Raw genomic sequence first — 22,724 nt, 5'->3', positions numbered from 1 at the left:
CTCGAGTCTGCCTCACCCTTACAGTCGTCGATGATGGCCGGATACGCGCTGCCCGTGGTGCCCCGCTACGCAGAGATCGATCAGCAGGGCGTGGTGTTCAACGGCCACTACCTCACCTGGTTCGACGAGGCGTGCACCGGATTTCTCGACCACTGCGGTGTCGTTTACGCCGAGATGATCGCGGGCGGCTACGACTTCCAGGTCGTGCACAGCGAGATCGACTTCGCCGCCCCGGTGCGCTGGCGCGACGTCGTGCGGGTCAGCGCAGCCTGCGCCAGGGTGGGCACCACGAGCTTCACGATCGAGTTCGCGGTGCGCCGCCGTGCAGCCGCAGACCCCGAGGACGCGGAGCAGGTCGCGGTGCGCGGAGCCAACACCTATGTCGTGGTGTCGACCGACGACTGGGCCAAGCGGCCCGTGCCGGACGAGCTGCGCACCGCGTTGACGGGCCGCGGCATCGCCTGACCGGTACGGTCCTCGCATGGGCCACGGTCACGATCACGGACATCAGCGCGATCTTCCGCCCGGCATGGTCGAGCAGTTGGAACTCGCCTACGCGGGGGTGGCGTCGTTCGGGCACCGCCCGTTCCTCACCGAGACCAGCCAGCTCGACTCCTGGAAACCCGACGTCGCGATCGTCGGCGCGCCGTTCGACATCGCGACCACCAACCGTCCCGGTGCTCGGTTCGGTCCGCGGGCCATCCGTGCCACGGCCTACGAGCCGGGGACCTATCACATGGACCTGGGCCTGGAGATCTTCGACTGGCTCGAGGTCGTCGACTTCGGTGACGCGTACTGCCCGCACGGGCAGACCGAGGTGTCGCACCAGAACATCAAGGACCGAGTGGCCGCGATCGCCAGCCGCGGCATCGTGCCGGTGATCCTGGGCGGTGACCATTCGATCACGTGGCCCGCCGCGACCGCGGTCGCCGATGTGCACGGATACGGCAACGTCGGCATCGTGCACTTCGACGCCCACGCCGACACCGCCGACGAGATCGAGGGCAACCTGGCCAGCCACGGCACCCCGATGCGCCGGCTCATCGAGTCGGGTGCGGTGCCCGGCTCGCACTTCGTGCAGGTCGGTCTGCGCGGTTACTGGCCACCGCAGGACACGTTCGAGTGGATGCAAGAGCAGAAGATGACCTGGCACACGATGCAGGAGATCTGGGAGCGTGGCTTCAAGGCGGTGATGGCCGACGCGGTCGGCGAGGCGCTGGCCAAGGCGGACAAGCTCTACGTCTCGGTCGACATCGATGTGCTCGATCCGGCGCACGCACCGGGCACCGGGACCCCGGAGCCGGGCGGTATCACCAGCGCGGATCTGCTCCGGATGGTGCGCCAGCTCTGCTACGAGCACGACGTGGCCGGCGTGGACGTCGTCGAGGTGGCGCCCGCCTACGACCACGCCGAGCTGACGGTCAACGCCGCCCACCGGGTGGTGTTCGAGGCGCTCGCCGGCATGGCTGCCCGGCGCCGCGATGCCGCCGGCGGCGAGCCGGGACAACCGGCGAAGTCGTACCTGAAGCCGAGCTGATCAGGCTTTGGTCAGGGTGAACTGGCAGATGTCGGTGTAGCCGTCACGGAACAGATCGGCGCAGCCGGTCAGGTACTTCATGTACCGCTCGTAGACCTCGTCGGACTGGATCGCGATGGCCTGGTCCTTGTTGGACTCCAGCGCGGCGGCCCACAGATCCAGCGTGCGCGCGTAGTGCAGCCGCAGCGGCTGGACCAGCCCGACTCCGAAACCGGCCTTGGTCGCGTGCGTCTTGACCTTGACCGGCTGCGGCAGGTCACCACCGGGGAAGATCTCGTCCATGATGAACTTGAAGAATCTGATCTTGGTCATCGTGACCGGCAGGTTCCTGGCCGCGAACTCGTCGTCGTCGGGCTTGACGATGGTGTGCAGCATCATCACGCCGTCGGCGGGCAGCACGTCGTGGGCCCGGCTGAAGAACTCGTCGTAACGATCACGGCCGAAGTGCTCGAACGCACCGATCGACACGATGCGGTCCACCGGCTCGTGGAACTGCTCCCACCCCTGCAGCAGCACGCGCTTGCTGCGCGGGCTGTCGAGTCCGTCGAGCACCTTCTGTACGTGGGCCTGCTGGTTGCGGCTCAGCGTCAGGCCGATGACGTTGACGTCGTACTTCTCGACGGCTCGCTTGATCGTCGCGCCCCAGCCGCAGCCGATGTCGAGCAGCGTCATGCCGGGCTCGAGGCCGAGCTTGCCCAGCGACAGGTCGATCTTGGCCAGCTGAGCTTCCTCGAGGGTCATGTCGTCACGCTCGAAGTAGGCACAGCTGTAGGTCTGCGTGGGATCCAGGAACAACCGGTAGAAGTCGTCCGAGAGGTCGTAGTGCGACTGGACGTCCTCGAAATGCGGAGTCAGGTCCTGGGTTCCGTTGGTGGTGTCTGGCAAATCACTGACCTTTGAATCTCGAGTGCTTGCGAGGTGGCCCCACCGTCTTCGAGGGCCTGTCTCGTCCGGGGCGGAAGTTGCTACGCACAGTACCCGAGCAGGCTGGACCAACGTGAATCGCCGGGCGGGCATGTCCGCCCCCGCGCCGGGCGAACTATCGTGGGGAGACCGCCGAACCCGCCCATCGACTCTCGGAGGTATTCCACCGTGACGACACCCCAGGACGATCCGTTCGACGATGCTCCCGAGGCCGACGTGGCTGAGCAGCGCGTGCCGATCGACCCCGCCGATGACGCCGCTGACGGGGCCTGGCGAGATGCCGACCGGGTGGCCGGCGAGCGGGACTGGCAGGCCAGCGAGGCCGACCTGATCGAGCAGACGATCGACGTCCCGATCGACGACGACTTCGACCGCTGACCCCCCGACGGCTCGTCAGAGACTCGACACACACGCCGCGGTTGCGCCGTCGGCAAGTCGGGTAACTCGCTGACGTGAGTGACGCGAGTGATGCCACGGTCGAGGCCGTCGGCAAGGTGACCGAAGCGCTCGAGTGGGTGGAACGTGCTCGCGGACACCTGTATTCGTTCCACCAGCTGATGGGCCACGCCGACCTGCTCCTCGGGGAGGCGTGCGACGCGCTGCGCGAGGCGGGTCACGACGATGTCGCCCAGCGCATCGAGACCGAACTCGTGGGCCGCAACGTGCTCGAGGGGCGGTGGACCTTCCAGGTCGTCGAGGAGTTCGACGACAGCTACTGGCAGGTCGTTCGCGACCACGAGAAGCGCGTCCGCGACGACCTGGTCGGCGGGCAACGCCACCTGCACGAGGCGCGAATGAAGGAGGACCGTCGCACACATGGCCGAAAGGGTCATGAAGCGCGGCCCTGACGCTACGCTCGGGTCACATGAGCAGCCCCGAACTCGGCACGACACTCGGGGATCTCACCCGGGTGAACGGAACTCCCCCACCGGACATCGCCCTTGGCGACGTCGACCTGGGGTCGTGGGATTTCTGGGGGCTCGACGACGACATCCGTGACGGAGCGTTCGCCACGCTGCGCCGGGAGGCGCCCATCCGGTTCTTCGAGGCCTTCGTCGCCGACCCGGATGCGGAGGTGGCCGGTCACTGGGCGCTCACCCGCTACGACGACGTGTTCTACGCCAGCAGGCATCCCGAGATCTTCAGCTCGGCGCTCGGTATCGTGATCGGGGATCAATCCCCGGAGCTGGCCGAGTATTTCGGCTCGATGATCGCGATGGACGATCCCCGCCACACTCGGCTGCGCAACATCGTCCGCAGTGCGTTCACCCCGAAAGTGCTTGCGCTGATCGAAGATTCCGTGCGGGCGCGGGCGGCGCGGCTGGTGGCCGACATGGTGGCGAACCACCCCGACGGCCGGGCTGATCTGGTCGCCGAGTTCTCCGGGCCGCTCCCGCTGCAGATCATCTGCGACATGATGGGCATCCCTGAATCCGATCATCAGCGAGTCTTCCACTGGACCAACGTGATCCTGGGTTTCGGGGATCCCGACATCGCCACCGACTTCGAGGAGTTCGTCTCGGTCGCGATGGCGATCGGGGCGTACGCCACCGCACTGGCCGAGGACCGGCGCGAGCATCCCGCCGACGATCTGACCACCGCCCTGGTCGCCGCCGAACTCGACGGCGAACGGCTCACCTCGGCCGAGGTGGCGTCCTTCTTCATCCTGCTCGTCGTGGCAGGCAACGAGACGACGCGCAACGCGATCAGTCACGGTGTGTTGGCGCTCAGCCGCTTCCCGGCACAGCGCGACCTGTGGTGGGCCGATTACGCGGGCATCGCCCCGACCGCGGTCGAGGAGATCGTGCGCTGGGCGTCACCGGTGGCCTACATGCGACGGACCGCGACCCGCGACGTGGAACTCGGTGGGGTGCGGATCGCCGCCGGCGACAAGGTGAGCCTGTGGTACGGCTCCGCCAACCGCGACGAGTCCAAGTTCGCCGACCCGTGGACGTTCGACGTGCGCCGCCACCCGAACCCGCACGTCGGGTTCGGCGGCGGCGGGGCGCACTTCTGCCTGGGGGCCAATCTGGCCCGCCGCGAGATCACCGTCGCGTTCGAGGAGCTGCACCGCGCCGTGCCCGATCTGCGCGCCGTCGGTGAACCCGACCGGCTGCAGTCGGCGTTCATCCACGGCATCAAGCGGCTACCGGTGGTCTGGGCCGTCTGATCAGTTCCTGGTGACGTCGGGAGCGACGCGATGGGTGTCGCGTCCGGTGTCACGGGCGACATCAGGGTCGACGGTGCCGTGATGGCTGTCCTGGCTGCTGTGGCGTCCGCCGGCGACCGCGCCGTTGTCCTCGGCGGAGACGTCAGTGTCTGACCGGCGGACTCGCGGGTCGAGCTTGTCGGCATGCTCGCGGCGCTCGTCGAGATGCTGCTGGGAGCTGGTCAGCGCGTCGCGACGGCCCGCCGCGGTATCCGCCAGGCGCGCGGCTTCGGCGGCTTTGGCCTCGGCCTCGGCCTGCGCGGCTCGGGCTTTCGCCTCGGTCTCTTCCACCAGCGTGGCCTGGCGCTGCACGCGCTGGCTGTCGTGCTGGACTTCCTCGCGGATCCGGTCGGCTTCGGCGGCGCGGCGCTTGTTCCGGGACTTGCGTGCGAGGACCACGATCAGGGCGATGACGACGATCGCGGCGACGGCGGCCACCACGATCCAGACTGTGTTGTTGCTGTCCATGACGGCTCCTCGGCTCATGCGGGGCCGTTCGGCGTTGACGACCCCATCAATATGCGCTCGGATGCCCGGGTGGTTACGGAGCTAAACCGCTAGTGCAGACGCAGTGCACTGAGCATGCCGGCTGCCGACCGCGGCCAGGTGAAGTCCTCGGCCCGGCGGCGGGCGCTGCGCCTGCGCTGCTCTTCCGGCCGGCTGATCACGGAGGCGACGGCGCGCGCGATGGCGCGTGGATCGTTGTCCGCGACAGCCCCGCTGTCCTGGGTGAGGATCTCGGTGAGCGCCGAGGTCCGCGACACCACGGCGGGCGTTCCGCAGGCGAGCGCTTCGAGCGCGGCGAGTCCGAAGGTCTCGTGCGGGCCCGGGGCAAGGGCCACGTCGGCGCTGGCGAGGATCGTCGCCACGGTGTCGCGACACCCCACGAATCCGGTGAAGTCGACCGGAAGACCCCGCGCCTGCCGTTGCAGGCGAGCCCGCAGCGGCCCGTCACCGACCACCACCAGACGGGCATCGACTCCCGAATCACGCAGCGCAGCAACAGCATCGATGCTCTGGTGCGGATGCTTCTCCATCGAGAGGCGGCCGCAGTGCACCAGCAGCGTCTGTCCGGGTCCGGCCCAGCGCGCCCGCATGGCTGTGGAGCGGTGGCGCGGATGGAACTGGTCGAGGTCGACGCCGAGGGGCACCGTCACCAGGTTCGTCACGCCGATGCGGTCGAATTCCTCGCGCGCGAACGTGGTCGTGCATACCACCACGTCGTAGGTGGCGGCCGTCCGGCGGTTTGCGGCGTTGGCCACCGCGCGCGCCCACCGCGTGGGCAGGACCTGGCCCACGAGCCGGTCGAGCCGTTCGTGGGAGATCATCGCCGTGGACACGCCGTGACGGCGGCCCCACGGCCCCAGCGAGCGGAGCGTCAGCCGGTCGGACACCTCCAACGCATCGGGGCGCAGCGCATCGAGCAACGCCGTGACGGGGCGCGGAGACACCGCGCGGTAGCCCCCGGTGAACGGAATCTCGAACGCGGGCAGCGTGATTCGTATGACGCCGCTCGCGGTGGCCGTCCATTCACGCCGGGGGCCGGGCACGACGAGGAACACGTCGTGCCCCGCCGCGCGGTACTCCGCGCCGAGCCGGTCGACCGCGGTGCGCAGGCCTCCGGATCGGGGCCCGTAGAAGTTGGCCACCTGGACGACCCGCATGGTGGCATCAGAGCGTGCCCGGGTGTGCGGAAGTCGACGGCGGGGTGGCGCGGCGCCGAACACCCGGTGGCGGCCCCTGGCAACCGGCGGGATCAGCCGACGTGGACCACGAGCCAGTCCAGCGTGCGGCGCCATGCGTCGTCGGCCGCCGTCTGGTCGAACCGTTCACCCGTGTCGTTGAAGAACGCGTGGTTGGCACCCGGCTCGGTGACGAGTTCGTGCACCAGCCCGGCCTTCTCGAGGGCGGCACGGGCGACCGGTTCGGTGGCGTTGACGCGCTGGTCGAGCGCTCCGTAGAAGCCGAGCACCGCCACCCCGGCGGACTTCGAGAAGTCGGGGTCATCGGGGGTGGGACCATAGAAGGGGAACGCCGCGGCCAGCTGCGGGACCCCGCTGTCGAGGAGGCGCCACACCAGTCCCCCGCCCATGCAGAACCCGATGGCGGCGAGCTTGCGCCCGGGGGTGCGTCGCGCCACCTCGGCGATCCCGGACTGCAGGTCGGCCACCATGTCGGCCGGCGGGCGCTCCCCGAGCGCGGCGGTGGCCGCCGCGGGGTCGGTGAACGTGGCGGTGCCGCCGCGACCCGACAGCAGGTCGACGGCGAGGCTCGAGTACCCGGCGCCGGCGAGCCGGCCGGCGACCGATCGCACCCAGTCGGTGAGCCCTTTGTTCTCGTGGATGACCAGGATGCCCCCGCGCGCGTCGGCGGCCTCTGCCCACGCACCCTGCAGCGCTCCGGCGGGGCCGGCCCAGGTCACCGGCGTGGTGGGCAGCGCCCCGGCCTGCCCGGGAGGCTGCCGTGGGGCAGGCGAGGCGGATGCGGGTGTGCCGGAGGAGCCTGACGGGCTCGACGAGCTGGCCGGGGCAGTGCGAGCGTTGTCGGCACAGGCCGCGATCAGCGCCGATGCGCCGGCCGCGCTCACCCCCAGCAGGGCCAGCCGACGCAGTGCCTCGCGTCGCGAGAGCAGGCCCTCGACGTGATCGGTGGCGATTTCTTCGGCGATGTAGCGCTGCAGCGGCGTCACCTTCTCGATTATGCGCCGTGGGTTCGGTAGACAATCCGAAAAAAGTGTTCACGATGTCGTTGACACGTGTCGTGTCGACCTGTTCGATGGGGACGTGAGCAGCGCTGTGACGTACGACACGATCATCCGCAACGGACGTTGGTTCGACGGCACCGGAGCTCCGTCGGCCGTGCGCACCATCGCGATCAAAGACGGTCACGTCGCAGCCATCACCGAGGACGACCTCGCCGGGGCCGAGTGTGCCCAGGTGATCGATGCGGATGGCAAGTGGGTGCTGCCCGGCATGCTCGACATCCACACCCACTACGACGTCGAGGTGCTGAGCGGGCCTGCGCTGTCGGAGTCGCTGCGCCACGGCGTCACCACGGTGCTCCTCGGCTCCTGTTCGCTGTCGACCGTCTATGTCGACGGCGGTGACGCCGGCGACATCTTCGGCCGGGTGGAGGCCATCCCTCGCGAGCACGTGGTGGCCGCGATCGAGCAGCACAAGACCTGGCGAAACGGCGAGGAGTACATCGCAGCGCTCGAGGACCGACCGCTGGGGCCCAACGTCGCGGCGTTCATCGGTCACTCGGACATGCGTGCCGCGGTCATGGGTCTGGACCGCGCCACCCGCTCCGAGGAGCGCCCAAGCGCAGCCGAGCAGGCCCAGATGGAGCGCATGCTCGCCGAGGCGCTACGCGCCGGATTCGTCGGAATGTCCTCGCAGCAACTGCTTTTCGACAAGCTCGACGGTGAGGTGTGCCGGTCGCGGACCCTGCCCTCGACCTACGCCAAGCCGCGGGAGCTGCGCCGGCTCAAGGCGCTGCTGCGGCGCGCGGGCCGAGTCTTGCAGTCCGGACCCGACATCGAGAACCCGTTCAACATCGGTTCGCAGGCATTCCAGTCCCTGGGCATCGTCCGCAACCCCCTCAAGACAAGCCTGCTCTCGGCCGCCGACGTCAAGTCCAACCCGGTGGCGGTCAAGATCCTCGGTCCGCTCGCCCGGCTGGTCAACGGCCTGGGTGGCGACTTCCGCTGGCAGCACCTGCCCGTGCCGTTCGAGGTGTACGCCGACGGCATCGATCTGGTGATCTTCGAGGAGTTCGGCGCCGGAGCGGCCGCCCTGCACCTGCGCGACGAGGTGGAGCGCAACGCACTGCTGCGCGACGAGAACTACCGGCGCCGGTTCCGCCGCGACTACGACGCGAAGTTCGGCATGCGGGTCTGGCATCGGGACTTCTTCGACGCCGAGATCGTGGACTGCCCCGACGCCTCGGTGATCGGCAAGTCGTTCGGTCAGGTCGGGCGGGATCGCGGCGGGCTGCATCCGGTGGATGCGTTCCTCGACCTGGTACTCGACCACGGCACGGCGCTGCGGTGGCGGACCACGATCTCCAACCATCGGCCCGAGGTGCTCAAAGCGCTGGCGCGCGATCCCGGTGTGCAGATGGGGTTCTCCGACGCCGGTGCCCACCTGCGCAACATGGCGTTCTACAACATGGGGTTGCGGTTGTTGCGGCACGTCCGCGACGCCGAACGGGCGGGCACGCCGTTCATGAGCATCGAGGCTGCGGTGCACCGGCTCACCGGTGAACTGGCCGACTGGTACCGCATCGACGCCGGGCATCTGCGGATCGGCGACCGTGCCGACGTCGTGGTCATCGATCCCGAGCGGCTCGACGAGTCACTGGACCGCTACGCCGAATCGCCGGTCGAGCAGTATGGCGGGCTCCCCCGAATGGTCAACCGCAACGACGAGACGGTGCTCGCGGTGCTGGTCGGTGGGCGCGCGGTGTTCCGCGACGGAGAGCTCACCGACCTCGTCGGGACGCAACGCACCGGCCGGTTCCTACGCGCCGCGCACCGCGTCCGGGCCCTGTCGGCGGCGCCCGATGAGTTGACTCGTGTCGGCTGAGCAGACCGTCGCAGCCCTGTGGACTGCGCTTTCTGCGCGCGACTGGGACGGCGTCATGACTCATCTGAGCGCCGACTGCATCTACCTCGACGTGCCGGTCGGCCCGGCCGCTGCCGCGCGCGGACCGGTCGACATCGTCAAGAGGCTGAAGATCGGCCTGCAGCCCCTGGCGTCCTACGAGAACTTCCCTGGCCTGATGGTCAGCAACGGCAGCGACGTGATGTACGAACATCACGAGCAATGGCATTGGCCGACAGGCGAATCCGCGGTCCTGCCATTCGTCACGGTGCACCGGGTGACAGACGGCAAGGTCTCGCTGTGGAAGGACTACTGGGACATGAGCGCGCTCGCTAACCATGCTCCGCCGAGCTGGCTGGAAGACTTCGCGACCGCGGACATGTCCTGGGTGTTCGACGCCACCGGCATGGTGTGACGCGTCAGGCTCCGAGCAGGCCGTCGATCTGATTGGTGGCCGCTGTGGCGCCTTCGATCATGCCCATGTCGAGTACCTGCTGCAGCGCCTCGACCGAGGCGTATGTGCTGACGTAGGTCGCGCGGGTGCCTCCGTCGTTGTCGGCGAACGTGAACACGTTCTTCGACACCGGCAGATCGGTTTTGGGGGTGAAGTCGGGTTCGGCGAAACCGTCGTCGAAACTGAACCCGTGCGGCTCGTCGACCGCGGTCACCTCCCAGTAACCGGCGAACTTCTCGCCCTCCGGGCCCGTCATGTAGTAGGTGACACGGCCACCGGGACGCAGATCATGATCAACCACAGTCGCCGGGTATTCCGGTGGCCCCCAGATCTTCTCGAGTTGACGAGGATCGGCGTAGATCTGCCAGATGCGCTCGACGGGCGCGGCGAAGTCGGCGGTGATCGTCAGGCTGCGGGCGTCCAGATCTTGGTGGACATCGGTGACGGGCATGGTCATTCCTCTCGGGTGTTCTCGGATGCTGAGTTCTCGGACGCGATGAGGTCGTCGATGCGGGCGATTCGGCCGCGCCACACCTGTTCCAGCTCGGCGAGCAGCGAGGCCACCGACCGGATCGCGGTGACCTCACCGCTGGCCAGTTGTTCGCGGCCGCGCCGCCGCTTGGTGATCAACCCGGCTCGGTCGAGCACCGCGACGTGCTTCTGCACGGCGGCAAAACTCATGTCGTAATGCGCCGCCAGTGTGGACACCGAGTGCTCGCCCGCCAGAACACGACGCACGATGTCGCGCCGCGTCCGGTCGGCCAATGCATGGAACAACGCGTCTGCGCGGTCCTCATCGAGCACGTCCACCCCCACAACATACAACCGAACGGTTGTATGTTGTCAAGGGCTCACGCGCTCACACACTCCAGGCGAGGCGGAACTTGTCCGCGAGTTCATCGGCGCTCAGGTGGCCATAGGTGGCGTTCTCGTAGCGGCGCACCGCCAGCACCGCGTCCACCACCGGATCGCCCAGGATCGCGCGCAGGGTCGTCGAGCGGTCCAGAGCGTCGAGCACGGTCCGCTGATCGGTGGGCAACACCGTGACGCCGGCGTCTGCGCGCTGCGCCTCCGACAGCGACGACGGATCGACCGCCACCTCCGCTGGCGGGCGAAGGTCCTGCTCGATACCGTCGAGCGCGAGGCCCAGCACGGCGGCCGAGGCCAGATAGGGATTCGCCGACGGGTCGATGATCTTGACCTCGACATTGGCGCCGTACACGTTCGCCGGTCCCGCGGTCATGAAACGCACAGCGGCTTCGCGGTTCTCGGTGCCCCAGCACGCGTAGGCGCCGGCCCAGCTCCCGGGCTGCATCCGCAACCCCGAGACGATGGATCCGCTCAGCACCCCCTGCGCATCCGGGAGGCCGGCGAGCACGCCCGCCACCGCTGACGCGCCCTCATCGGTCATGCCCGCGGGGCCGTCACCGCCAGAGAACAGCGGCGTCTCGTCGCGGACCAGCGAAAAGTGTTGATGCGCGCCCGATCCTACGCTCCCGGCGAACGGCACGGGCGAGAGACTCACGCGTGCACCGTATTTGCGGGCCGCACGACCGATGATGATGCGTATCAGGCTGACCTGGTCCGCGGCGGCGACGGGCGACAGCGGCGCCAGGGAGATCTCGAACTGGTTCGCGCCGTACTCGGGATGGAACTGTTCGATGGCCACCCCGGACGCCGTCGCCGCAGCTGTCACGTCGCGCACGAAGCCCTCGAACTCGAGCACGCCGGCCAGCCCGTATTGGGCCCACAGGTCGGCGGGCAGTGCGGCGCCGTCGGGCCCGACGAGCACGAACTCGATCTCGTGGCCGACCAGCGCCTGCAGACCCGCGTCGGCGAGCCTGTCCTCGATGCGCCGCAGTGTGCCGCGCGTGCAGAACGGATCGACCGTTCCGTCCTGCCTGTGGAAATCGCCAGGCGCCCAGGCGAATCCGTCACCGAGGATGCGGAGCGCGCTGAGATCGATCCGGATTCGCTGGTCCCCGACGACGCCGGTGGCGGGGGTCAACGCGATGCCGGCCTTGTCGATCGTGAACACGTGCCAGACCGGGCTCGCGCCGAGTCCCGGATCGGCAAAGGACCCCATCCGACGCAGCGGAACGGTCTTGGCGTGCATCAGTCCGGCAGGATTGACGACGGTGCCGATCAGCGTGGCGACTCCGTCGGATTCGAGCTGGGCGATCGCCGCGGCGGCGAGCGGTTTGGCGGCCATGCGGCCATTCTGCCGCCGGGCCGGCGCGTTCACAGCGTGATCGCGCAGGCCTGTCCGATGTCGAGGGTGCGCAGCATGCGACCCATCCCGACCCACATCGCGCACGAGATCGCCAGATCGGTGAGCAGTTCGTCGTCGAAGTGCTCCTTGGCCCGGGCCCAGAAGTCCTCGTCGTCACGCAGTGCGGTGTGGTCCGTGGCGAAGCGGTGCGCGAATTCCATCGCGATGCGTTCAGCGTCGCTGTATCCCGGCCACGTCCGCCACTGCGTGGCGTAGTCGTAGAACTCCTCGGTGAGGCCGTTGGCCTCGCCGTCACCGTCGCGCGTGTTCTGGCACGTCACGCATTCGTTGGCGTACGCGATCACGATGCGGGCGGCTTCGCGGGTGCGCATCGGCAGCCGGTTCTTGGTGTACACCGCATTGCTGAACCGGGCCATCGCAGCCCCGAGATCCGGCGATGTCACCGCGAAACCGGTCACGTCGTCGTCGGCGAAATCCCCGATTCGGCTCATGGCCGAATTGTAACGCGTTCTAGTTCGCACCGATGCTGGGCGGACGGGACACGCACTGGGCCAGGTACAGCTCCTCGCCCAGCTTGCCCATCAGCTCGAGCTGCGTCTCGAGATAGTCGATGTGGAGTTCCTCGTCGGCGAGGATCTCCTCGAGCAGAGTCGCCGAGGTGGCGTCACCCTTCTCGCGGCACATCATCACGCCCGGCCTCAGCCGCCCGACCACCTCGTACTCGATGGCGAGGTCGGCTTCGAACTGCTCGCGCACTGTCTGACCCACGCGCAGGGAGAACAGGCGCTGATAGTTGGGCAGACCGTCGAGAAGCAGGATGCGGTCGGTGATCTTCTCCGCATGGACCATCTCTTCGAAGGATTCCTTGCGGGTGTGCTCGGCCAGCTCGGTGAAACCCCAATTGTCCTGCATCTTCGAATGCAGGAAGTACTGGTTGATCGCCGTCAGTTCGCTCGTCAGCTGCTCGTTGAGCAACTTCAAGACGTCGGGATCCCCTTGCATGGTCAGCTCCTCGAGAACGGGTGTGGCGGCGGCACGGGCCATGTGCCGAGCACGTTCAATCTAGTGCACCGAAAACGTCGAGCCACGTAAGTCTGCCCTCATGCGAGAGGTGAGTCTGGACCATCCACGTGGAGTAAGGCTAGACTTCGCTACGGTAGGTAAGGCTAGACTCAGCTTGGTTGTGACTCCGACAGTGAGGATGGGCGTAGCGGATGTTCGTCTGCCTGTGCACCGGCACCACCCACCACGCCGTTGGTGAGCTCGTGGCCAACGGCGCCCGCACATCGCGCGATCTGGCCGAGGCGTGTGGCGCCGGCGGCGACTGCGGCCGTTGCCGCCGCAATCTGCGGGCGATCATCGAGGCACATTTCGCCCAGAAAGTTGTCGCGCCCGCAGTCAGCGTCGCTGGCTGAACTGGTCCAGCGCCGCGGCATTGGCCACTCCCCCGAGCAACTCAGCGAATTCGGCGTTCTCGCGGGCGGTGGCTTCGGCAATTCCCGGTCGATAGCCCTGTGTGATGGTGCGCTTCACCGCCGTCAGGCTCGAAATCGGTCGGGCGGCAAGCACATCGGCGTGCCGACGGGCCTCGGCCATCAACTCCTCGGGTGCGCAGACCTTCCAGGCAATGCCCATCCGGTGCGCCTCTTCGGCGTCCACCCACTCCGAGGACAGCAGCATCCAGGCCGCGTTCTGCCTGCCCATCAGCTGAGGCAGCAGGTAGGACGACGCCGCTTCCGGGGCGACGCCGAGACTGGTGAACGGGCACTTCAGGCGTGCCGTGGACGACATGAACACCAGGTCCGCGTAACCCAGGATCGTGGTCCCGATCCCCACCCCGACGCCGTTGACCGCGCAGATCAGCGGTTTGGTGAGGTCGGCGAGCGCGGTGATCATCGTCGGAAAGTAGCTGCCGCCCGTATAGGAGCCGTCGGCGATGCGCGTCTGCATCTCCTTGAGGTCGTTGCCCGCGCTGAACGCGCGGCCCGCGCCGGTCAGGAGCACCACGGCGACGTCGGGGTCCGCCGACGCCTCGGTTAGCGCCGTGGCGGTGGCGAGGTAGAGCTCCTCGGTGAAAGCATTCAGCGCCTCCGGCCGGTCGAGCACGATCGTGCGTACCCGATTGTCATCGCTGATCTGCAGAGTCACGGTGCCACCGTAGCGAACGGGTCACGGAGCACGTAGCGACTGCTGGGCACGGTGTCGACGTTCTCGTTGGCGCCGAAGGCCGAGGTGCTGGCGATCATTCGCGTCATCCGGTCGGAGAGATCGTCATCGTCGCTCGCGCCGAAGAAGGCATGCAGATCGGTGGCGGCTGCGAGGGGGAAGAGCTCCTCGACGATCGCCGAGATCGGTTCGGCCCCAGCGGTGAGAGCGCGGACCACCGTGTTCTGGGTGTAACCGAACGTCGCCTGTGTGTCGATGGCGACCTGAGTGTGGTGCCGGTGCCATCGGGTCAGCCACGTGGCCTCGTCCATTGCCGCCGGCCGGCGCAGCAGCGCGACGTTGGCCAGGCCCGGCGTCCGTTCTCCGGGAGGGGTGTGCGGGGGCTTGAGCGGAACGGACTCGGTGACCAGATAGGCCGCGAGCGCATCGCTGTGTGCCGTCAGAATCTCTGTGGCAGCGGCAATCTGGCTGCCGTAGTACTGGTCGGTCCAGATGCTGACGACGGCGATCACCGGTGGGCTGAGCGTGGTCAGGGTCATCAACGAGTCCGTGACGGCCGCGTCGCGCACGTTCACGGTCAGCCCGGCGACGCCGGTGCCGGCCACCTGCTCGGCGATATCGGTGCGCAATCGTAGAGCCCACGTCTCGTCGCCGGGCGCGCCACGCAACGTCATCATCACCTTCTCCACTCCGCGACGATAGCCCCGCGCAGAATGGGGAGATGATCACGGGTGAGACGGTGCGCGCGGCACTGCCGGAGGCTGCTCCGGTCCTGCGCAGCGTCGTACTCACCGTCGTCGCCGCGCTGTGTGCGATCCGGTGGGGCCCGGCGGGTTCTGCGACCGCGGTGGCCGGTACGGCATTGGTCGCCGCTGTGGTGGCTCTGCAGCAGGATCCGCGCGGGCGAACCCTGCGGGTGCTGTTCGTCGCGGTGGTGATGGGCGTGGCGATCCTCGTCGGAACCTCGACGTCGGCGTTCTTCGGGGTGTTCGTCGCCGCTGCCGGCCTCTGGTGTGCTCTTGCCGCCCTGCCCTGGGTGTGGGGCACGTATGCCGGGCTCGTCGCCTCCACATCGGGGGCTCTGGTCGTCGCGACAGGACTGACGGCGCCCACGTGGTCCTCGACCTTCGGGGCAGCGGCACTCGCGGTGAGTGCGGGTGCGCTGCAAGCCGCGGTCACCGCGGCGTGGCCGCCACGACGCTGGCGGCTGCAGCGGGAAGCGTTGGCCGCGGCATACCGCTCGCTCGCCGAGGATGCGACGCGACTGGCAACCCGTGCCGAGGAGTCGGTGGCCAGCGCCGAGCCGATGATCGCGTTGCGCGCGGCGTTCACGGCCGACGCGGCGCGTCCGACGCGCCGATCCGCCGGCTACCGCAACTGGTATGTGGTGCCCGGGCGCATCGGCGCCACCCTGGCCGACCTCGCGGCGAGCGCCGAGCCGACCGAGGTGTTGCACGCGTCCGCGGCCACCTTGAACGCCCTGGCCGACCCCGACCGATCGGCACGCGCCACCGTCGACGCCACGCTCGCGCGACTCGAGGCCGCCGCTGCCGCCGCGGATGGCGATGCGGTGCCCGCCGCGCAACGACTGTCCGCCCATCTCCACCTCGCCGCAGCGCGTCGACCGAACGACAGGCTTCACGTCCGACCGGCTGACCTGTGGACACGGGTGCGGGTCGCGGTCGACGGGTTGCGAGAGCACATCGACCGGCACTCCCCCGTGCTGCGGCACGCCGTGCGCCTCGGTGTCGCGGTGGTTCTGGCGTGCCTGCTGGGGCGCGTGATCGCGGTGGGCGACGGAACCTGGATCGCGTTGACGGTGCTGATGGTCTTGCGTCCCGAGACGGCACACACCTACACCCGCTGTGTGGGACGTACCGCCGGGGTGGCGGCGGGGGCGCTGCTGGTCTCCTGCGTCGCCCTTGTGGCGCATGCAGCTCCGGCGGTGTTCGCAGTCCTCGCGGGCGTCTCCGTGGGTGCCGCCTACGCCGCGTCGCGGTACGGGTACGTCGCGGTGGCCGCTGCCGTCGCGGCTACGACGGCGTTCATCCTCGGGATCGACCATGCCGCCGTACTTGTCGACCCGCGCGACGTTCTGGTCGCGACGGCGATCGGCGGTGCGCTGGCCGTGCTCACCCACGTGCTGATGCCCGACGACCCGCTGACTCGGCTCGCGCAGCGGGCCGGGGAACTCCTCAAGGCCGAGATCGATTACGCGGCAACGGTCGTGAAGGTCTATCTGCACGAGATCGACAGCGCGACGGAGGTGCGGGCCACCGCGTGGGAGCGCACGTTCCGGGCTCGGGCGGCGTTCGAGGCCGCCTCCGGCGCGGCGCGTCTGGTCTCGGCGGAGCAGCGCCGCTGGTTGCGGTGCTATCGCACGGTGCTGAACTCGATCACCGGATCGTGCGCGACGCTCGAGGACAATCTGCCGGTCGACGCGTTCCCCCAACCGCACCGACCCTTCGTCCGCGCGGTCGACGAGTACGTCGAGGTGCTGTGCGGCGAACCGGTGACGGCCACCGACCCGTGGAGCGTCGACACCGACGAACTGATCGCCGCCGCCGAGCGCGCACGGCGGTCGGTGCCCGGGCACGAATCGGTCGAGGGTTCGGCCCGCGTCCTGGTCGCCGAGATCGCCGCGATCACCCGTGCGCTGTGCCTGGTCGCCGACACCCCGTGGCCTGCGGCGCGCTGAATCGCTAAGTCAACGCCTGTTGACATTTGCGTCGATCGGTCTACGGTCGAAGTCAACAACTGATGACTTGCCAGAGGAGACCTGATGACCGCACACATTCCCGTCCTCGTCGTCGGCGCAGGGCCCACCGGCCTGGCGGCGGCAATGGAACTCTCCCGACTCGGCGTCGGCGTTCGCATCGTCGACCGCGCACCACATCCGTCGCCGGAGTCGCGGGCCCTGGCCGTGCAGGCGCGCACACTGGAGCTGCTTCGGGTCCGCGGGGTCGGCGAGCAGATGCCGCCGCTGGGGAACGACGTCCGAGCCGCGGCCCTGCATGCCGGGGGCCGGCACCTCGCGCAGGTGGAACTGAGTCGGATGCCCAGCGTGTTCAACGGCATTCTGATGCTCGCCCAGTCGGAGACCGAAGCTCTGCTGGCCGAGCAGCTCGGCCGTCAAGGGGTCAAGGTCGAGCGCGGAGTGGAGGTCACCTCCGTGCGCAATATGGCTGCATCGCAGTCTGTTTCGGCGGTACTGCGATCCGCAGGAGGGTCCGACGAGCGCGTCGAGGCGCAGTACCTGATCGCCGCCGATGGTCCGCACAGCACGATCCGCAAAGCACTGGGCGTGCCGTTCCCCGGGCGCACCCTGCCGCATGACTACGTACTGGCCGACCTGCACATCGCCGGCCCGATGCCGCAGGATCAGGTGTCGATCTTTCTGGCCCGCAACGGTTTTGTCGCCGTCTTTCCGATGGGTTACGGCCGCTTCCGCATGATGGCCACCGACCCCTCTGGTGTGCTGGGTCGGGGATCGACGCCGACGGTCGATCAGATGCAGGAGCTCTACGACCGCACGGTCGGCGTGCCGGCGCGATTGCACGGGGTGAACTGGAGTTCGCAGTTCCGGATCAACAGCCGACTGGTGCCGGATCTGCGCTCAGGCAGAGTGCTGTTCGGCGGTGACGCCGCACATGTGCACAGTCCGGCGGGCGGGCAGGGAATGAACCTGGGCATCCAGGACATGATCAACCTGAGCTGGAAACTCGCGATGGTGCTCGACGGGCGAGCGCACCAGGAACTGCTCGACACCTACTCATCCGAACGGCTACCCGTGATCCGAAAGGTGTTGCGATTCACCGAGATCGGAACCCGGGTGTTCAACTCCACCAATCCCGTGGTGCATGCGGTGCGTATCCGGATGGCGCCGCGGGCGCTGGCGCGCGACGCCGTGCAGAATGCGGCGGCATCGATGTTCGGGCAGCTGTCGGCTGGTTATCGTGGCGACGCGCTGACCGACGGTGCGGGAGGTCTGGGTGCCCTGCGTGCCGGCGACCGCGTGCCGGATGTGGATGGTCTTTATGACGCGCTCGATCTCGGTGCGTTGACGTTGTTCGCAGGCGCCGATGCGGGTGCGGTCGTCGACGTGGCGCGTGCGTGGGACGGAGTGGTGAGCGTGCGCGAAGGGGTGGATACGCAGGGCTGGCTGCTGGTCCGTCCGGACGGCTACCTCGCTGCCGCCGGCGGGCCTGGCGACGGGCCCGTGCTGGAGCGCTGGCTGCGGCGGTGGTTCATGCGCCCCTGAAGTTGTCGGTGGTTCGAACTAGTGTTCGATATATGGATTTGGTGGCGGACGCGGTCGGGGTGATGCGGGGTCAGTTGGCGATCCTGCGCGACGCCTCCGACGCGCTCTCGCACCGCGAGCTGGTGGCACTGCTGGCCGAGGTGACGTCGTTCGTGCGCTCGGTGCCGGCATTGGAGCATCACATCCTGGCCCGGTTGGTGGCTGAGACGGAGCCGCGGCGGCTCGGCGAAGCGTCGTGGAAGAAGGTCCTGACCACCGCACTGCGGGTCTCCGAACGCGACGCCAAACGCCGCCTGACCGAGGCAGCGGCGCTGGGCCCGCGGCAGGCCATCACCGGAGAAGCGTTGCCGCCGGCGTGGGAAGCCACCGCTCGCGCGCAGGCCGCCGGGGCGTTGGATGCTGATCATGTCGCGGTGATCGCGACGTTTCACGACAAGTTGCCGGTGTGGGTCGATGTCGACACCCGCGCGGCCGCGGATCGGCAACTCGCCTCCCTGGGCGCAGGGTTGACCCCGGAGGATCTGCGTAAGGCGGCGGATCGGTTGGCGGCGATGATCGACCAGGACGGCCCCGAACCCACCGACGCCGACCGCGCCCGCCGACGAGGCATCCAGCTCGGTGAGCAGCAGGCCGACGGGATGAGCCGACTGACCGGATGGATCACCCCAGAAGCGCGCGCCACCTACGAAGCCATCCAGGCCAAACTCGCCGCACCGGGGATGTGCAACCCGGACGACGAGACGCCCTGTGTCGACGGCGAACCCGCCCCCGAGCAAGCGCGATCGGACACGCGCAGTGCGGCGCAACGCAATCACGATGCGTGGCTGGCCGTCGGGCGGATGGCGTTGTCCTCCGGGGAGTTGGGGTCGCACAACGGGTTACCCGTGACCGTGATCGTGTCGACGACTCTGCAGGAGTTGGAGAAGGGTGCGGGGGTGGCGGTCACCGGCGGCGGGTCGCTGTTGCCGATGGCGGATCTGATCCGGATGGCCTCCCACGCCCACCACTATCTAGCGGTGTTCGATCAGTACGCCACCCAACCGCTCTACCTCGGCCGCACGAAGAGACTCGCGAGCCCGGCGCAGCGGATCATGCTGCACTCCTCAGCCCGCGGTTGCACGAGACCGGGCTGCAGCGTGCCCGGCTACTGGACCCAGGTCCACCACATCGACGACTGGAAGACCGGCGGCCCCACCGACATCACCAACCTCACCCTCGCGTGCGGGCCCGACAACCGGATGGTCGAGCAGACCGGCTGGACCACCCGCATCAACCAGCGAGGCCAGGCCGAATGGCTCCCCCCACCCGACCTCGACACCGGCGGGCGCCGCAGTGCGCGGACAGTCAATGGCTACCACCACCCCGAACGCCACCTCCTGCCCGACGACGACGATGATCCATAAGTCGACGCGTGCAACAACTTTCACTGCGGGGCAGGGGCTGTCGCTGCGGGTATCGGCAATTGTTCCTACCATTGTGTGCCATGGCAGCGCCGAGCGAAGGTCCGTCGCGGCCGGTGCTGCCCGCGACACTCGTCGAAGTGGCCGGCCACCGGCTGCGCGATGCGATCCTGTCCGGACAGCTCGCGCCCGGCCAGAAAATCGTCGAAGAACAGCTGTGCGCCGACCTCGGTATCAGCAGGGCCCCGCTGCGCGAGGCGCTGCGTCTGCTGGCCCAGCAGGGACTGGTGGAGCACCTCCCGCGGCGCGGATCGCGGGTCACCGAATGGTCCCCCAGCGACATCCTGCAGCTGTTCGAGCTGCGATACGTCCTCGAACGGCACGCGATCGACACCGCGCTCCCCCTGGCGGATCCCGACCGTCAGCTCGAGCCGGTCCGTGCTGCATTGGATCAGATGGTCAGCGCTGAGGATGCGCTCGATCGCGATGACGCCCACCGCGCGTTCCACGCCGCGGTGGTGACCCTGGCCGACAACCGGCAGCTGGACATCGCGCTGGCGCCCATCCTGGTGAAACTGCAGCTGCCGATGGCCAAGAACCTCCGTGCGGAGGCGCACCACGGGGACCCCGCCGACGGCGTGGAGCGGCACCGGGCGATCCTCAAGGCGCTCGAGACCAACGATGCGGGGGTCGTCGCGGCAGCGCTGCGGCAGCACGGCCACCTCGACTACCTGGGACTCGACACGGACGTCAGCGCAGAGCCGTAACACGGCGGCACAGCGCTTACACAAACGACACATTCCCGACCCGCGTTCGCCATGATTCTGTCGACAATCGACAAACATGGAGGAACACCGTGGCCCGTCGATCGGTCCGTCCGTGGCCGAGATCCTGGCCTCCCACGCCAGCGGAACCGGATCGCCCGCCAAGACCGCAGCCCGCGTCGCCGACGCGATCGAGGCCCGCGGAGATGACGGCACCTGGCTGTCCACCGTCCCCCGCCACGAACTGATCGCCGCCGCCGAAGCCATCGAACGCCGGCCAGGCGCCCGCACGCTTCCGCTCTACGGGGTCCCCTTCGGCGTGAAGGACAGCATCGACGTCGCCGGCGTACCGACCACGCTGTCGTGCCCCGACTTCGCCTACGTCGCCGACGCGACCGCACCCGCGGTCCAGCGCCTCCTCGACGCCGGCGCGCTGTACGTGGGCAAAACGAACCTCGACCAGTTCGCGACGGGCCTCAACGGCACCCGCACGCCGTACACCATCCCCCGCAGCGTGTACGGACGCGACATCATCTCCGGCGGTTCCAGTTCCGGATCGGCACTGGCCGTCGCCCTGGGGCAGGTCCCGTTCGCCGTCGCGACCGACACCGCCGGGTCCGGTCGCGTCCCCGCCGCACTCAACGGCGTCGTCGGCGTCAAGCCGTCGCGCGGCCTGATCAGCACCGTCGGACTGGTACCGGCGTGCAAATCGCTCGACTGCCTCACCGTCATGGCCGGATCCGTCGACGACGCCGACCGCGTGCTCGACGTGATGATCGCCCGCGACGACGGCGACCCCTGGTCGCGCGACCGCGGTCCCCGCGTGACGAGCGCACCCCTGCGCGTCGGGCTGCCGCCCGCCGACGACCTGGAGTTCTTCGGCGACGCCGCGATGCGCGCGGCACACCTCGCGTTCCGTGACCAGCTCGCCCGCAAGCACTCGATCGTCGACATCCCCCTCGAGCCCTTCCTCGCCGCCGGTTCCCTGCTCTACCAAGGCCCCTGGGTGGCCGAACGCCTCGTCGAGTTCGGCGACTTCCTCGCCGAGCATCCCGAGTCCATCCACCCCGTGGTGCGCGAGATCTTCGCCAGCGGTCATCGCTACACGGCCGTCGACGCATTCGCCGCCCTGCAGCGCCTACAGGAACTCAAAGCCCAGGTGGGCAGGCTCTGGCAACGCATGGACGTCTTCGTGCTACCCACCATCGGCACCACCTTCACCGTCGGAGAGGTCCAAGCCGCCCCAATCGACACCAACACCGTGCTCGGCCACTACACCCACTTCGGCAACCTGCTCGACCTCTGCGGTGTCGCGGTCCCGGTCGGTGTCACCGAGAACGGAAAGCCCTGCAGCGCGATGCTTCTCGGCGCTGCTCTCACGGACGACACCGTGCTGCACCTCGCTGCGCAGATCCTCGACGAATCACGACCCGTCCGTCATGTCTCCCCCACCTCGATTCCCGCAGAGGAGCTGCTGTGAACCCGATCCCGATCGCAGCGGAACCGTCGCCGTTCCCGCTCATCGCCGGCAAGACCGCCCTGATGCTCATCGACATGCAACGGGACTTCCTGCTGCCCGGTGGTTTCGGGGAGAGCCTCGGCAACGATGTCGGCCGTCTCGCCACCGTCGTCCCGCCGCTGGCGGCGCTGCTGGCCGCGGCGCGCTCGGCCGGCGTGATGGTGATCCACACCCGCGAAGGCCACCAGCCGGACCTGTCGGATTGCCCGCCGGCCAAGCTCCGTCGCGGCGCGCCGTCCCAGCGGATCGGCGACCCGGGGGCCTTCGGCCGCATCCTGATCCGAGGCGAGTACGGCCACGACATCGTCGACGAACTCGCGCCGATCGAGGGCGAGGTGGTGATCGACAAGCCGGGTAAAGGCGCCTTCTACGGAACCGACCTGTCCGACGTACTGACCGACGCGGGAATCACCCAGCTGATCGTCACCGGCGTCACCACCGAGGTATGCGTCCACACCACCACACGCGAGGCCAACGACCGCGGCTACGAGTGCCTCGTGGTGTCCGATTGCGTCGGTTCGTATTTCGACGAGTTCCACCGTGTCGGCCTGCAGATGATCACCGCGCAGGGTGGCATCTTCGGCTGGGTCGCCGATACCGCGGCCGTCATCCCCGCACTCCGACAACTCACCACCACGGCCGCCTGAGGAGAT

Annotated in this window: 25 protein-coding genes; 14 read left to right on the top strand and 11 right to left on the bottom strand. The window is 68.6% G+C overall.

Annotation, left to right across the window (positions count from 1 at the left end):
• Window positions 1-33: 33 nt before the first annotated feature.
• The gene (locus tag ACZYYX_RS18825; RefSeq protein ID WP_463816109.1) at window positions 34-465 is read left to right on the top strand and encodes an acyl-CoA thioesterase; all 432 of its coding nucleotides are present in this window, start codon (window positions 34-36) and stop codon (window positions 463-465) included.
• A gap of 16 nt (window positions 466-481) precedes the next feature.
• On the top strand, window positions 482-1,537 hold the full coding sequence (gene speB / locus ACZYYX_RS18820) for an agmatinase (protein WP_463816108.1): 1,056 nt from the start codon (window positions 482-484) through the stop codon (window positions 1,535-1,537).
• Here speB and ACZYYX_RS18815 read toward each other — a convergent pair whose 3' ends face one another.
• Window positions 1,538-2,422: a cyclopropane mycolic acid synthase family methyltransferase gene (locus ACZYYX_RS18815; RefSeq protein WP_463816107.1), complete on the bottom strand. Its 885-nt coding sequence runs from the start codon at window positions 2,420-2,422 to the stop codon at window positions 1,538-1,540.
• Between the two features lie 207 nt (window positions 2,423-2,629).
• Between ACZYYX_RS18815 and ACZYYX_RS18810 the strand changes: the two genes are divergently transcribed.
• The 3 genes from ACZYYX_RS18810 (at window position 2,630) to ACZYYX_RS18800 (ending at window position 4,631) form a co-directional block, all read left to right on the top strand.
• Window positions 2,630-2,839 (top strand): hypothetical protein, encoded by a 210-nt coding sequence (locus ACZYYX_RS18810; RefSeq protein ID WP_463816106.1) that lies wholly within the window; start codon window positions 2,630-2,632, stop codon window positions 2,837-2,839.
• Between the two features lie 74 nt (window positions 2,840-2,913).
• Window positions 2,914-3,309, top strand: a complete 396-nt coding sequence (locus tag ACZYYX_RS18805) for a hypothetical protein (RefSeq protein WP_463816105.1) — start codon at window positions 2,914-2,916, stop codon at window positions 3,307-3,309.
• A 17-nt stretch (window positions 3,310-3,326) separates the two neighbouring features.
• Window positions 3,327-4,631 carry a cytochrome P450 gene (locus tag ACZYYX_RS18800; RefSeq protein ID WP_463816104.1) on the top strand — a complete coding sequence of 435 codons (1,305 nt, stop codon included), beginning with the start codon at window positions 3,327-3,329 and terminating at the stop codon, window positions 4,629-4,631.
• Here ACZYYX_RS18800 and ACZYYX_RS18795 read toward each other — a convergent pair whose 3' ends face one another.
• The 3 genes from ACZYYX_RS18795 to ACZYYX_RS18785 form a co-directional block, all read right to left on the bottom strand.
• Entirely contained in the window at window positions 4,632-5,138 is a 507-nt protein-coding gene (locus ACZYYX_RS18795) for a hypothetical protein (protein ID WP_463816103.1), read from the bottom strand.
• Window positions 5,139-5,227: 89 nt separating this feature from the next.
• On the bottom strand, window positions 5,228-6,334 hold the full coding sequence (locus tag ACZYYX_RS18790; protein WP_463816102.1) for a glycosyltransferase: 1,107 nt from the start codon (window positions 6,332-6,334) through the stop codon (window positions 5,228-5,230).
• A gap of 92 nt (window positions 6,335-6,426) precedes the next feature.
• Window positions 6,427-7,359, bottom strand: coding sequence for a dienelactone hydrolase family protein (locus ACZYYX_RS18785; protein WP_463816101.1), 933 nt, complete (start codon window positions 7,357-7,359; stop codon window positions 6,427-6,429).
• A gap of 106 nt (window positions 7,360-7,465) precedes the next feature.
• On the opposite strand from ACZYYX_RS18785, the gene ACZYYX_RS18780 reads away from it, so the two are divergent.
• Both ACZYYX_RS18780 and ACZYYX_RS18775 read left to right on the top strand, forming a co-directional pair.
• Window positions 7,466-9,256 (top strand): N-acyl-D-amino-acid deacylase family protein, encoded by a 1,791-nt coding sequence (locus ACZYYX_RS18780; RefSeq protein ID WP_463816508.1) that lies wholly within the window; start codon window positions 7,466-7,468, stop codon window positions 9,254-9,256.
• Window positions 9,246-9,689: a nuclear transport factor 2 family protein gene (locus ACZYYX_RS18775; protein WP_463816100.1), complete on the top strand. Its 444-nt coding sequence runs from the start codon at window positions 9,246-9,248 to the stop codon at window positions 9,687-9,689. Before ACZYYX_RS18780 ends, ACZYYX_RS18775 begins: the two co-directional genes overlap by 11 nt.
• A 4-nt stretch (window positions 9,690-9,693) precedes the next feature.
• Here ACZYYX_RS18775 and ACZYYX_RS18770 read toward each other — a convergent pair whose 3' ends face one another.
• Genes ACZYYX_RS18770 through bfr form a run of 5 tightly spaced genes read right to left on the bottom strand, consistent with a single transcriptional unit; the run spans window position 9,694 to window position 12,963 of the window.
• Window positions 9,694-10,179: an SRPBCC family protein gene (locus ACZYYX_RS18770; protein ID WP_463816099.1), complete on the bottom strand. Its 486-nt coding sequence runs from the start codon at window positions 10,177-10,179 to the stop codon at window positions 9,694-9,696.
• Between the two features lie 2 nt (window positions 10,180-10,181).
• Window positions 10,182-10,538, bottom strand: coding sequence for an ArsR/SmtB family transcription factor (locus ACZYYX_RS18765; protein WP_463816098.1), 357 nt, complete (start codon window positions 10,536-10,538; stop codon window positions 10,182-10,184).
• A gap of 49 nt (window positions 10,539-10,587) precedes the next feature.
• Window positions 10,588-11,940 (bottom strand): type I glutamate--ammonia ligase, encoded by a 1,353-nt coding sequence (locus ACZYYX_RS18760; RefSeq protein WP_463816097.1) that lies wholly within the window; start codon window positions 11,938-11,940, stop codon window positions 10,588-10,590.
• A 29-nt stretch (window positions 11,941-11,969) separates the two neighbouring features.
• Complete coding sequence (locus ACZYYX_RS18755) at window positions 11,970-12,452, bottom strand: carboxymuconolactone decarboxylase family protein (protein ID WP_463816096.1); 483 nt, start codon at window positions 12,450-12,452, stop codon at window positions 11,970-11,972.
• Between the two features lie 19 nt (window positions 12,453-12,471).
• Window positions 12,472-12,963 carry a bacterioferritin gene (gene bfr, locus ACZYYX_RS18750; protein WP_463816507.1) on the bottom strand — a complete coding sequence of 164 codons (492 nt, stop codon included), beginning with the start codon at window positions 12,961-12,963 and terminating at the stop codon, window positions 12,472-12,474.
• 212 nt (window positions 12,964-13,175) lie between these two features.
• On the opposite strand from bfr, the gene ACZYYX_RS18745 reads away from it, so the two are divergent.
• Window positions 13,176-13,376, top strand: a complete 201-nt coding sequence (locus tag ACZYYX_RS18745) for a (2Fe-2S)-binding protein (protein WP_463816095.1) — start codon at window positions 13,176-13,178, stop codon at window positions 13,374-13,376.
• Here ACZYYX_RS18745 and ACZYYX_RS18740 read toward each other — a convergent pair.
• Window positions 13,360-14,109, bottom strand: a complete 750-nt coding sequence (locus tag ACZYYX_RS18740) for an enoyl-CoA hydratase/isomerase family protein (protein ID WP_463816094.1) — start codon at window positions 14,107-14,109, stop codon at window positions 13,360-13,362. The genes ACZYYX_RS18745 and ACZYYX_RS18740 overlap by 17 nt on opposite strands.
• A complete protein-coding gene (locus tag ACZYYX_RS18735; protein ID WP_463816093.1) occupies window positions 14,106-14,816 on the bottom strand; it encodes an EthD domain-containing protein in 711 nt (236 codons plus the stop codon). Before ACZYYX_RS18735 ends, ACZYYX_RS18740 begins: the two co-directional genes overlap by 4 nt.
• A gap of 32 nt (window positions 14,817-14,848) precedes the next feature.
• Between ACZYYX_RS18735 and ACZYYX_RS18730 the strand changes: the two genes are divergently transcribed.
• The 6 genes from ACZYYX_RS18730 to ACZYYX_RS18705 all read left to right on the top strand — a co-directional run bounded on the left by ACZYYX_RS18730 (window position 14,849) and on the right by ACZYYX_RS18705 (window position 22,718).
• Window positions 14,849-16,825, top strand: a complete 1,977-nt coding sequence (locus ACZYYX_RS18730) for an FUSC family protein (RefSeq protein ID WP_463816092.1) — start codon at window positions 14,849-14,851, stop codon at window positions 16,823-16,825.
• A gap of 84 nt (window positions 16,826-16,909) precedes the next feature.
• Window positions 16,910-18,388 (top strand): FAD-dependent monooxygenase, encoded by a 1,479-nt coding sequence (locus ACZYYX_RS18725; protein ID WP_463816091.1) that lies wholly within the window; start codon window positions 16,910-16,912, stop codon window positions 18,386-18,388.
• 32 nt (window positions 18,389-18,420) lie between these two features.
• Complete coding sequence (locus ACZYYX_RS18720; protein WP_463816090.1) at window positions 18,421-19,791, top strand: HNH endonuclease signature motif containing protein; 1,371 nt, start codon at window positions 18,421-18,423, stop codon at window positions 19,789-19,791.
• 80 nt (window positions 19,792-19,871) lie between these two features.
• Window positions 19,872-20,555, top strand: a complete 684-nt coding sequence (locus ACZYYX_RS18715; protein ID WP_463816089.1) for a GntR family transcriptional regulator — start codon at window positions 19,872-19,874, stop codon at window positions 20,553-20,555.
• A gap of 76 nt (window positions 20,556-20,631) precedes the next feature.
• Window positions 20,632-22,032, top strand: coding sequence for an allophanate hydrolase (locus ACZYYX_RS18710; RefSeq protein ID WP_463816088.1), 1,401 nt, complete (start codon window positions 20,632-20,634; stop codon window positions 22,030-22,032).
• Window positions 22,029-22,718, top strand: a complete 690-nt coding sequence (locus tag ACZYYX_RS18705) for a cysteine hydrolase family protein (RefSeq protein WP_463816087.1) — start codon at window positions 22,029-22,031, stop codon at window positions 22,716-22,718. Before ACZYYX_RS18710 ends, ACZYYX_RS18705 begins: the two co-directional genes overlap by 4 nt.
• Window positions 22,719-22,724 lie beyond the last annotated feature (6 nt).

This window comes from Mycobacterium sp. IDUB_1, assembly GCF_055419625.1.
This window is presented reverse-complemented; position numbering and strand designations above follow the sequence as displayed.